Below are 12,180 nucleotides of genomic sequence, written 5' to 3'. Positions count from 1 at the left end.
CTCCTAATTTTTCTGCAATACCAATATATCTTGATAACTGGTAAACCTATTTCGTCCGCACCACTGACCATAATATTTACCTACCACACTCAACCTCCGCTCTCGCATCCAACCTAACAGTAGGGGTTCTTTATAACCAATAGCTGCTTCTGGCATTTGAGGATTACTGGTGAAACACTCTTCCAGTTGATGTACCATTTTATGAGCGCCTCTACCCTTAGCTATGGCTGACTCTGACTCTGGGTTTAATAAAAAGCAAGTACACAAGCATCTACCACCTGGTTTTAAGACTCTAGAAATCTCATCAAGATAATGACGCACTTCTTTTGCCCGCAAATGAGTAAAAACAGAAGTCAAAAACACGAACTCGAAACTTTGGTCTTAGTGAGGAAAAACAAAGTCCAAGGTTTTGATATTTCCCTCTGGGTTGTACATCTGATTGTAAATATTGACTACCTGAAAGTTAAAGTTAGGAAATCTGGAAGTAATCTCTGATTGTGCCCATTTAATCAACTTTGCAGCAATATCAAAACCTGCGTATCCACCTTGGGGAGTTAGATAATAAGCTAAAGAATAAGCAAGACGGCCTACACCACAACCAACATCTAATACTTTGTCGTTAGGTTCGAGACCTACCCTCTGGATAAAATAACTGAGAAAGTCGAAGGCCACATCTGTGAAATGGTCCCCAACAAATTTGATGTATTCTTGACTAGGTAGAGGTATAGAAGGGTCTAATACATTAGACATTATTCCACCTGGTTGCCCTTGATATAGAGGAGTTAATACTACTAAAGAATTTTGCAGTTGTTGTTGAGAAGTCAGGGATATTTTAATAATGTATCTGGCTTTGTCTGTTCCTGGAATATTGGGATAACTCTTATTAATATCTGGAGAAGGTAGACTGTGAGATATTTCCAAATTACTAAATTCTTGACCTGCAATAGTAACTTGGATTCTATCTAATGGTTTTTTGTCAAAGGAGACTACCCAACCTTCTAAATGTACTATTCCATTTATAATGGCTGTTTTTTCTAATCTACCTAGAGTAGGTAAAGGATCGATTGGTTTTAAAAATTTCATTTTTGATTGAATTTGGATTAAAAAAGCGGTCAGGAGTCAGCTAAAAGTTTATACCTAGTTAAACATAGAATAGTTTACCATCAAAAAAGTCAATAAATAGATTAGTAACTTGAGAAAATGAAAAAATTGAAGTTATAGTTTCTTTTTTTAAAGAAAAACCAACAACGATTGGATGATTTTGTTATGGCAATAAATGTTATTTGGGGTTAGCATATTCATAATTTTTTTCTGGATTCTTAATTTCAGGTATTTTTTTGATTAATGAATACTCTGTAAAGTGGAATTTTACCATCTTGATTTTGTATAATTATTTCTGCCTTTCCTGCTCTAAACTAAAGCTCTAAAACAAAACCAGGTAATACATCTTCTCCTGATAAACTTACGGGGAAATCTAATACTTCTTTGGCTTTTTCTTGGCGATAAATCTCCACAAGACAATTCTTCTTATCAATTAACCAACCTAATTTTACTCCCCCTTCCATATACTCTAGCATTTTATTTATAGTCTCCTTTAAACTATCAGATTGTGACATTAATTCTAATACAAAATCTGGGGCTATAGGAGGAAATTTTTCTCTTTGTTCGGGAGTTAATTGATTCCATCTTTCTAATTTAATCCAGGATACATCGGGAGAACGATTGGAATTATTGGGAAGTTTGAAACAGGTAGAAGAGTCGAATACTTTTCCTAGTTTTGTTTGACGGTTCCATATTACAAAATCAGCAATAAGAGAGGCATTATATTCTCCTGTTTCTCCTCCTGTGGGTGGCATAATTGTTATTTCTCCTCTGATGTTACGTTCAAATTTAATTTCGGGATTATCTCGACATAATTGATAGAATTGGTCGTCGTTAAGTTTGAGGATATTGTTAAAATTGATGGTTATAGCTGTCATGGTTTTGGCATTAATTTCATCGTATGTTTTAATTTTAAATAATTATAGGTATTGTACTGTTAATCTCTAATAATGACAAAAATCCTGAAAATCTTCATTCTGCTACCACCCCAGAAGAATGTGAAAAAATGGAACAGAAATATGGATGGAAGTTGAAGGATATTAGATGTAATAAAGAACAAGAAATCCTGAAAGTCGATTCCGTTTTTGAGGGAGAATAAACATCATTTGAGGATTCGAGATATGACAACTGAAACCTGGATTGTATACAAAACGGAAAATAGAAATGATTATGGTTGGGAAGAGCGGATGCTGATGCCAAGGGAAAGTTTGACCAACATTCTTTGGGAAAATTGGACTTACCAAGAAAAACCTACTATTCCTAAGATAGGGGATAGAACACGAAATTACAAATCAGAATCTGAAAATCATTTTACTCCTCATGGCCGGGATGGGGATTGGGTTTCATTTCAGTTATCAGTTATCAGTTATCAGTTATCAGTAAGGAAGAAGGTTAAAAATTTTCTTCATCAATTATTTCCCCCTAATCCCTAATCCCTAATCCATCTTTTATTCAAAAATTACTAGACTTTATTCTATGACCAAAAAAGTAGATATTAGCAGTAAACGTATCATTGGAATTAACCCCAGTCGTTGGGTAGAATGGGTGAGTGGAATTACCAATGTTACTATCAAATAAATTGTTTCTTCAGACTTCCAATGGTTAAGTCGAGAAGGGGATGTTTTGGTGAGTGTTTCTAGTCGAGAACATGGAGAATTTCTAGTTCTCAATGAAATGCAATTAAGGTATGATAAAAAAATGCCACGTCGAATGCGTGCTTATGCTGGATTAGCAGAAGAAAAGTATCAAAAACCTGTTTATCCTGTATTAATAAATATCCTCCAACCAAGCGAAACCACAGAAATAGTGAATTGTTACGAATCAGAATTTTTGAATCTGAGAGCTTGCCAAGATTATCGAGTTATTAACTTGTGGGAAGTAGAAGCAGAAGCAGTTTTTCAACAACCTCTTCCCTCTTTACTTCCTTTTGTTTCTATTCTGAAAAATGGAGGAGAAGAAGCAACTGTGAGAAAAGCGTTGCAACTTTTACGGGAGGATGAAGAACTTTCAGAATTAGAAAATTTACTAGGATTTTTTGCTACATTTGTATTAAAGACTGAAATAATACAACAAATAATGAGGTGGGATATGGCAGTTTTACAACAATCTCCTTGGTATCAGCAAATATTACAAGAGGGAATTCAAATTGGTAAACAAGAAGGAATTCAAATTGGTGAACAAAGAGGAATACTTTCTGGAATAGAAACAGGATTAGAATTGAAGTTTGGCGAATCAGGAAAAGAGATATTTTCCGAGATTAATACTCTGGAAAATATTCAGGTTTTAGAAACTATTCTTTCCTCTCTCAAAACTGTGGAAACTATTGAGCAATTACGGCAAATTTATCAGTCATATTCTTAAATAGGGAATAGGGAATAGTTAGGAGAAACAGGAATTATAAATTTTAATTTTGTTTCTTTTCTACTTCACTTATTTGTCTATTAGTAATTTTGTAACTGTAACAAGCAGGATGCTTGAACCGCAAAAACTGTACCGCACCATACTCAAAAGTTCTGTAAATAGGGAATAGGAAGTAGTTAGAATAAACAGGAATTATAAAATTTGAGTTTTGTTTCTTCTCTATTTCTTTTTATTTCTATTCTTAAAGGTTGTAGGGAGGAGAAAACTATTAACTAAAGCAAAAATAGAGTTTGGAGACCAAATCCTTACAGTTTTTTTTCACGAATCATTTCATTTCGTTGAAATTTAAACAATTTATCTTTTAAACTTCCCCTCTTTCCTCTATAAAATTTTAATTCTAGATTATCTGACCATTCTGGCGATAAAATATCCAGTACAATTTTCCTATTATCAACATCTTTATTACTTTTAATAAAAAGATTTTCTAAATTTTTTTCAGAGATAAACATAGCTAAAAAATGAGGATTTATGGCTTTGGTGCTAAATCGCAATAAATTATGATTGGCAAAACTATGATTATGTTTTGATTGAAATTGTTCGATTTTAAGTTCTAGTTTTTCTTGGTTGAAAAATTGCAAAATAAATGAGCAATTATTTGCTGATTCTACCGACTTTAGTCTAAACTTATTGCTATTAATTTTTTCTACACTAAAGTTTTTGGGAATATGCAGCAAATACTCATATAGATGATATTTTCCATCTGAAAAAGAAGATGCCTCAATATCATCAAATGTCACTACATAAGGAAAAGGTTTTCTCACAAAACATAAATGTCTAATGGCAAAATTAACAGGATTATAATTCTGTAAATTATATGATTCAGTTGCATCTCCGATAATGTAATCAAACACTTCAGAATAATCATATTCTATTATTTTTCCTGATACACCATTCCTCCTTCCTGAAAATCTTTGACCTTTACCATCAATTAAAACTAAGTTATGACCTAGGGAAGATGATGGAGAATTTTCATCAGTATTATTAGCAGCACCAGAGTCAATAACTAGAGGTTGACCTGCAAATATTAATGCAAAAGAATTGTTATCTGACTGGTCGTGAATACCCTCAATATATTTACCACAATTGAAACTAACTATTGTTGCTTCAGATGACCAATAATTTCTAACGTTTAAATAACCAATATCGGAGCAAAAACGACGTATTGATAAGTTAGTTTTTTCTGGTTTAAATTCTCCTACTGGTGGTGGAGGTAAAAATAAGTAGGCATCAAATAGGGAAGAGAAGTTTAAACTAGGGTCTCTGCCATAAGTTTTTAATCCTTTGCTACCTATTAATAATTCCCAAATATAAGTAACGAGACTAGGATTTCTATTACCAACTATGGTTAAATATCCCCATAAACCATTATGAGGATTCCAGTATGAATCATTCCAGTTATTTAGATATTTTCCACGGGGGAATGATTCATACAAATACCATTCAACTAAACGGTCTAATTTTTCACTATATTTGTCGTCTAAAAATTCTCCATTAACTTTAATATTTTTCCGGCGACAAATACGAAGTAAAATCCCTAATATTTTAGAAACAAATCCACAATACCAGAGACCTTCTCTTGTCATTCCTTGGTCGGTAATACTATCAATAAAAAAGTCTTCCACGCGACTCATTGCTACATTTAGCCATTTTTTTGCTTTGGGTAGATAATTACCCAGACTAATAGCAGCGATTGCTAAACTGGAAAAAGCGATAATTCGATGATTCCAACTATTAAGTTCTTTGTCTTTTCTTCCCCAAAGTTTACTGTGAGATTCTTGCCAAGTTTCCCTGGTTTTTTCTCTATAAATTCTACTAGCAAAAGATGTTCTTCTACGGTAAATAATTCGGGAGCTATATCTCTAAATAAGATAATTCCAGTTAGCACAAATGCTCTATGAATTTCTTCACTAAACAAGTTAGGATATCTAGGATAATTTTGGCTAATTTTGTTGACTATATTTTTGGCTAATTTACCAGCTTCTTTATCCTCTGCCAATTTATAAGCTAAACATAATTCCATCAAAACATTATAAATAACAAATAAGCTGGCAGATTCATCTGTTTGTAGAATAGCTTCGGAACCTAATTTTTTGGCATAATTACAGTTAGCATTTATTTGAGCAAGAATATTTTTGTATGGATAGACATGAGTTAGTTTTTTTAATGCTGTTATTTCTGTTTCACTAATCAGCAGAAATTCTCGGTTTCTGTTTCTGCTTTTATGAACTTCCACAACATTTTTTCCTCATTTAACGTTTCAATAGTTCCTAACATTTCTCCTACTCTTTTCTCAAAACTATGATTCTCTCGAATATATTTTGCTAACTCTAATTTTCCTCCTCCATTTTGACTTTTTTGCTGCAAACAATTTTCTATTACTTTTGACAAATATTCCTGAGAATTATAAGTATAAATTTTATCTCCAAATACTTTTTCTAAACCTGCTATTTTGTCAGAAATAATCGTTGCTCCACAAGCAGCAGCATCAAATAAACGATTGGAAATAAATCCTTTTTCTAACATAGTATCCCAATGGTCATTTAATAATACGCCACACTTACTGTAATAACGTCGTAAAATTTCATTGGGAATATATTCTCCTTTTAAATAACCATCGGGCAACAAATTACCCCAGTTTGTACCATAAACATCTACCTTTAAACCACTTTTCACCGCATCTTTTACTATCTGGCGATAAACTTTCCGAGAATTTCCCACAAACAAAATTTCTCCTATTTCTTCATAACCTTCTTTGTCAGGATAAAACAAATTTGGATCTGTACATTGGAGTAAAGTTTGTACTGGAACTTTTACCTTTTTCTGTAACTCCTCAGCATAGGAATGGGATGCCACAAATACTCGGTCATATTGTTCATATTCTTGTAGGGAAACTTTATCTGGATGACTAATATTCCACATCAAATTAATATGATAAGACTTTGGTTGATAACGACTCAAACCGCGAATCGTAATTGCCACATCATCTCCAAATATTTGAGGATTTTCCCACTCTGGCAAAATATCAATTCTGACGGAATGACCTAATATTTCAAATTGCCGTTTCATTGCTAAGGCAAAATGATAGTCTCCCCATTCTTGCGCTTGTTTCCAGTCAGGAACTCCGATTTTTATGCCAATGCGGAAACTATTACTCATTTTTTCGCGCAAAGCAGAAAATATTGTATGGGCACGATGTTTATAAGTGTGTTTTTCTGTGACTATTTTCTGTAATTCTGCAACTTTGGCTAATCTTAATTCCTCATTTGTGAGGTACTCTCGTAATAAATTTTCGAGAGATTCGCGAGAATTATAAGTAGGCAATAGTCCGTCGAAAGATTCTTGATTTCCTAATTCTCCATTTGTGACAACTAAAGCACCTGACATAATGGCATCAAACACCCGCGAATTTGTGGAACCCCATTGTTTTGTGACGGAATTTGCATCATCAATTACTATTTTTGTGGAAGCATAGACTTTGGGCATATCTGTATAAGGGAGAGGTCCGCGATTGTACTTTTTAAACTTCTCAAATTTTTCCCAGTTATAGCCATACAAAGCAAATTCAAAGGGTAAATTATCCGGTTCCAACAAATTCATAATATCTCGTGGATCTTTCCAGAAACTTCCTGTGAAGCAATAGTCAGATTTATATTTATTGTCTAGTTTGGAATTGACTTTTTCTGATTGGTTGAAATTTGCTGCTTCTGAATTTTTCTCTGGTTCAGAATTTATTTTTTCTGACTGATTGAAAATTGCTACTTCCGAATTTTTCCCGACTTCGGGAATTTTATTACCTAGTTCAGAAAAGGATTTTTCTGAATCTTGTGAAATTTCTACTTCTGAATTTTTCCCTACTTTACTTTTGCCTGTTTCTGAAACTTTATTACTTAGTTCAGTTCTAACTTTTTCTTCACTCCTGACTCCTGACTCCTGACTCCTGACTCCTTCTTCCTCACTTCTGAATTCTGAATTCTGAATTCTGAATTCTTCTTCACTCCTGACTCCTGACTCCTGACTCCTGACTCCTTCTTCCTCACTTCTAAATTCTTTAAACCTTTCCTCATTAGTTGCTATTCTAACTACCGTTGCAGGTTTAAATAATTTCTGCTGAATATAATCTGCTGATTTTTGAGAAGAACACCAGAAACAATCATAATCTCCTGCTGATTTTTGAGACGCCCAAATCTCAAACCAATTTCTTGCCCAAGCAACTTTTACTAAACTTGGTTTAGCATTTTCTATTCTTTCTAAATCATAATCATGGCGCATAACAACAATTACATCTAATCGCGTCATATAATACCAATCTTCTCCTTCAGAAATATAATAAATATCCCATCCAAATTCTTTAACTAATTGTTCTCCTAATTCCACCGCTGTAAAATAATCTCCTGCGGAAGCTGCCATATCTGCTTCTGTTACAGCAAACCCAATAGTTAAAGGATGACCAGTCCAATAAATTCCTTTGTCAAAATAATCTTGTAGATGTTTCCTGCGTAAATAATAGGCGTATCTTTTTTCTATTATTGGGCGATTTTTCAATATTTTCTGGGTAAATTCTTTCCCTTTATTAAATCGAGAAAAACCACGATTATGAAAAGCTGTTAAATGATTAGCACTGATAATTTCTTTGCCTAATTTTTGTCGGATAGTCAAACATAAGTCTACGTCCTCATAACCATAAAAGTAGTCTTCGTTAAAACCTCCCACTTTCTGAAAATCTTCCCGCCGACACATCATTAATGCTCCCGTAACAACAGGTACTTTCCAAGGAGCAGATTGTATTTTTAATAATTGCGGAGCATATCGAATTTCAAAAGGATAAAAAGGTTCATTTTGACTGTGGAAATATAACTGCACTCCTAAATGTTGAGTAGGAGGAAAAGCTAAAGAGCGATCGCTAACTATATCTAATAATTTGACTCCTACCATTCCTAGATTTTCATCTTGTTGAATTAGCTCTACCATCTGGGGAATAATATCTTGGCAGAGGGTAATATCGTTATTCATAAATAACAGTAAAGGAGCTTTTGTTTCATCTACTCCTACGTTGTTGGAGTTGGAAAAAGAATAATTTTCTCCTCTGGCAATAATTGTAATTGGTAATTTTTCTGACCATTGGGTACAGACATCTATACTATTATCTGTTGAACCGTGGTCAACTACTACTAATTCTAATTTTTCATAGCTGTTATAAAGCTCAAAGGAGGCAAATAATTCACTTAAGAGTTTCGCTCCATTCAAACTCAAAATAATTACTGCTACTTTTGGTTTTTCCGCACTTTTGAATTTTGAATTTTGACTTTTGAATTGAGAATTTACTCCTGCTTCACTTTGGAATTTTAAATTTTGACTTTTAAATTCTTTACTCCTGACTCCTGACTCCTGACTCCTGACTCCTTGAACACGATAAATAAGTTTATTAATTTCTCCCTGCTCGAAACTGAGATTAACTTCATGTTTTTTACCTTTCGGTCCGACTACTAATGCTTGAGGAGAATTTTTCAGTTGTTGACCTGTTTCTGTAATCTTGACACTAACTTCAACTAACCCATTACTATGTAAAGAAGGAGGAATTTTTTGAGCAAAAGCATGACATCCGTGAGTACCAAAAGCTTCAGCTAAATCTTGACGGTATTTATTCGCGACTAAGGTTCCGACTAAATTATTGCCAACAAAAATATCCAGAAATACAACTTTGTCAGGGTCTTTTTTATTTCTTGCCCAACCAGAAACATAGTCGATAGTTGCATAATCAAGACAACCTTCAAATTCTGTTTCTCCTAACAAACTAAGACTGCCAAGTTCCCCTGTTCTCAAAACATTTTGAAATGACAAAACTTCTTCTAATTTTTTCTTAGCCTTAGAAAAATGAGGATCTATTTCCAAAGCACGACGATAACAACTTATTGCTTCACTTAATGGATTTTTTTTAGTCTTAGCTTCCCCTAACTGAAAATGAAACTTTGCCGATAATGGTCTTAACTCCACAGCTTTAGCATAAGCAGTCACTGCCTCATCCCATCGACCTAACTTTGACATTAGTTCCCCAATATGGTATGCAACATCGGCAGATTTAGGATTAAGTTGCCTAGCTTTCGTATAAGCTACCACCGCCTCATCCCACCTTTCTAGTTGGACAAGACTTTCTCCCAGGACATGATAAACTGCTGCCGAATTAGGATTAATTTCTACTGCCCTACCATAACTAACTACTGCTTCTTCCCACCGTTTTAGTTTACTGAGAGTATGACCTAACTTATGGTGAATTTCTGCTGTATTAACACCTAGCTCAATAGCTTGGCGATAACTGACAATAGCATCATCAAATTTTTGTTGCTGCGCCAAAGCTAAAGCCAGACAATGGTAAACTTCTGGTAACTTGGGGTTAAGCTTCAGGGCGCGACGATAATTAACAATCGCCTCATCCCACTGTTTTTGTGAGGCATGAGCTTCCCCTAAATAACCATATATCCGAGCAGTAGTGGCAGTATCTCCCTGTCCCTGCAAAAAATTAATAGCCCGTTGGAAAGAAGCGATCGCCTCATCCCACTGTTTAATATTACTCAAAGCTTTGCCCAAGTCTCCATAAGCTTCAGCTAAGTTAGGATTAAGTTCTATTGCTTGGCGCAGCACTGCCACTGCCCAGTCATTCTGCTTTAATTGAATCAAAGCATGACCTAACTGATGATAAACATCTGGAGAATTTGGTTGAAGTTCAGAAGCTTTGCGGTAAGCTACAACTGCTTCCTCCCATTGTTGGAGTTTGGATAGAGCATATCCCAAATAATGATAAACCTCTGGGGAGTCCGGCTGGAGTTCCGTAACTTTCCGGTAAGCTGTCGCTGCTTCTTCCCACTTTTGCTGTTGAGCTAGAGCATAACCAAGATGGTGATAAACTTCTGGAGAGTTCGGCTGAAGTTCCGTTGCTTTTCGATAAGCGGAGATAGCTTCTTCCCACTTCTGCTGTTGAGTTAGAGCATAGCCAAACTGGTGATAGACTACTGCCGTAGGAGCGGTACCTTTATCCTCGCCCAATAAACCAATTGCTTTCTGATATGCAGCAATAGCTTCATCCCACCGATGCAATTTTGCCAAGGCTTCCCCACAGTAATAATAAACTGTACCAAAATTAGGAATTATTTGGCAAGCCTTTCCATAAATTTCGGCAGCTTGATGGAAGTCTCCCAATTTTGTTAAAGCCGTTCCTAACTTTTGATACCCTTCCCAGAAACCAGGGTCAATTTCAATCGCTTTTCGATAACAGATTATCCCTTCCTCAATCTGACCTTGTTTTTCCAAAGCTACCCCTAAATTTTGATGAGCCATACTAGAGTCAGGTTCTAGAGAAATAGCCTTTTGGAAATGGGAAATAGCCTCATAAAGTAACCCCTCCTCAACTAAAACTCTTCCTAAACCAATGTAAAATTCTGAAAAATTAGGATTAATTTCTATGGCCTGGGAATAAGAGGCGATTGCCTGTTCCAACTGACCTTGTTTTTCCAGAACTTTCCCCAAATTATGATGAGACAATGCAGAAGTTGGTTTAATTTCTATTGCCTTTTGGTAGACTGTTGCTGCTTCTTTCCATTTATCTATCTTAGCTAAAGCATCTCCCAAAGTTTGTTGATACAAAGCAAAGTTGGGGTTAAGTTCGATGGCCTTTTGATAGAGAGCGATCGCTTCGTCTATTTTTTTCTGTGCTAAAGCTTGGTTGCCTGCATGGAAATATTGACTTGCAGTTTGTGGAGTTATGGGGAATGAGTTACTCATATTTGTCTTCATTAGAGACTACTACTTATCGCGTCAGGTGACGAACTTAAGATATTATAGGTTGCTATATTTTATTATTTCGACCTAAATCAAATTTTATCTTGAGGTTATCCTTGATAAATGACTGTAGGAATTTTTAGTTCAATTGGCTAGGAAGAGGCAACAATAATTTCAAAAATATTATCAATTTTTTCTGCCACTGCATATTAAATATAAATTATTGAATTAAATAAAATATCTAAAAATATAGAGAGGTTTCATAATATCAAGATGACTTTACCTAGTTTTATCATCATAGGTGCTCAAAAGCGTGGTACAACATCCTTGTATAACTATATGATTGAGCATCCACAAATTTTACCTGCATCAAAAAAAGAATTGCATTTTTTTAACTGGGTTTCTAAACCTGGAAACAGAAAAAAACCAGAAGGAGTAGATTGGTATTTATCTCAGTTTCCCACAATTCCTGATGGAAAAAATCTCATAACTGGCGAAGCTACACCAGATTATCTAGTCGATCCACATACTCCCCAGAGAATGTTTAATTTAGTACCAGATGTTAAACTAATTGTGCTGCTCAGAAATCCTATAGATAGAGCAGTATCTCATTATCATCATAATCGAGGAATTAGTAAAAAACGAGAACCTTTACCTTTCAGACAAGCAATTGAAAAAGAACCAGAAAGATTGAATCTAGAAAAATAAAAACTCTTATCTGATGAAAATTATAGAAGTTTATTTCATAGAAACTATAGTTATTTAGAAAGAGGGATTTACATTGAGCAATTAGAAAAATGGATGAGTATTTTTCCCAGAGAACAGTTCTTAAATTCTGAAAAGTGAAGATTTTTATGATCGTCCAGATGTCATACTAAAAGAAGTCTT

At 34.6% G+C, this 12,180-nt stretch carries 8 protein-coding genes and 1 pseudogene; 3 read left to right on the top strand and 6 right to left on the bottom strand.

What is annotated here, in order from left to right; genetic code table 11:
* Positions 1 to 3: 3 nt before the first annotated feature.
* The 3 genes and pseudogenes from F6K27_RS33640 to F6K27_RS12870 all read right to left on the bottom strand — a co-directional run.
* Positions 4 to 369, bottom strand: a pseudogene (locus tag F6K27_RS33640) (methyltransferase domain-containing protein); the annotation flags it as partial.
* A 12-nt stretch (positions 370 to 381) separates the two neighbouring features.
* Positions 382 to 1,083 (bottom strand): methyltransferase domain-containing protein, encoded by a 702-nt coding sequence (locus F6K27_RS33635; protein WP_353735981.1) that lies wholly within the window; start codon positions 1,081 to 1,083, stop codon positions 382 to 384.
* 332 nt (positions 1,084 to 1,415) lie between these two features.
* Complete coding sequence (locus F6K27_RS12870; protein ID WP_287276589.1) at positions 1,416 to 1,979, bottom strand: Uma2 family endonuclease; 564 nt, start codon at positions 1,977 to 1,979, stop codon at positions 1,416 to 1,418.
* Between the two features lie 243 nt (positions 1,980 to 2,222).
* Here F6K27_RS12870 and F6K27_RS12865 point away from each other — a divergent pair, with 243 nt between their 5' ends.
* Positions 2,223 to 2,534 carry a hypothetical protein gene (locus tag F6K27_RS12865; RefSeq protein WP_287276587.1) on the top strand — a complete coding sequence of 104 codons (312 nt, stop codon included), beginning with the start codon at positions 2,223 to 2,225 and terminating at the stop codon, positions 2,532 to 2,534.
* Between the two features lie 190 nt (positions 2,535 to 2,724).
* A complete protein-coding gene (locus tag F6K27_RS12860; protein ID WP_287276585.1) occupies positions 2,725 to 3,462 on the top strand; it encodes a transposase in 738 nt (245 codons plus the stop codon).
* 305 nt (positions 3,463 to 3,767) lie between these two features.
* On the opposite strand, the gene F6K27_RS12855 is transcribed toward F6K27_RS12860, so the two are convergent.
* From F6K27_RS12855 to F6K27_RS12845, 3 genes are all read right to left on the bottom strand, one after another.
* Positions 3,768 to 5,153, bottom strand: coding sequence for a heparinase II/III family protein (locus tag F6K27_RS12855; RefSeq protein WP_287276583.1), 1,386 nt, complete (start codon positions 5,151 to 5,153; stop codon positions 3,768 to 3,770).
* A 62-nt stretch (positions 5,154 to 5,215) separates the two neighbouring features.
* Positions 5,216 to 5,755, bottom strand: coding sequence for a hypothetical protein (locus tag F6K27_RS12850; protein WP_287276581.1), 540 nt, complete (start codon positions 5,753 to 5,755; stop codon positions 5,216 to 5,218).
* On the bottom strand, positions 5,710 to 11,295 hold the full coding sequence (locus tag F6K27_RS12845) for a tetratricopeptide repeat protein (RefSeq protein ID WP_287276579.1): 5,586 nt from the start codon (positions 11,293 to 11,295) through the stop codon (positions 5,710 to 5,712). Before F6K27_RS12845 ends, F6K27_RS12850 begins: the two co-directional genes overlap by 46 nt.
* 270 nt (positions 11,296 to 11,565) lie before the next feature.
* On the opposite strand from F6K27_RS12845, the gene F6K27_RS12840 reads away from it, so the two are divergent.
* A complete protein-coding gene (locus tag F6K27_RS12840) occupies positions 11,566 to 12,000 on the top strand; it encodes a sulfotransferase domain-containing protein (protein ID WP_287276577.1) in 435 nt (144 codons plus the stop codon).
* Positions 12,001 to 12,180 lie beyond the last annotated feature (180 nt).

Source organism: Okeania sp. SIO2F5 (genome assembly GCF_010692685.1).
In the GTDB taxonomy this organism is placed as follows: Bacteria; Cyanobacteriota; Cyanobacteriia; order Cyanobacteriales; family Microcoleaceae; genus Okeania; species Okeania hirsuta.
This window is presented reverse-complemented; position numbering and strand designations above follow the sequence as displayed.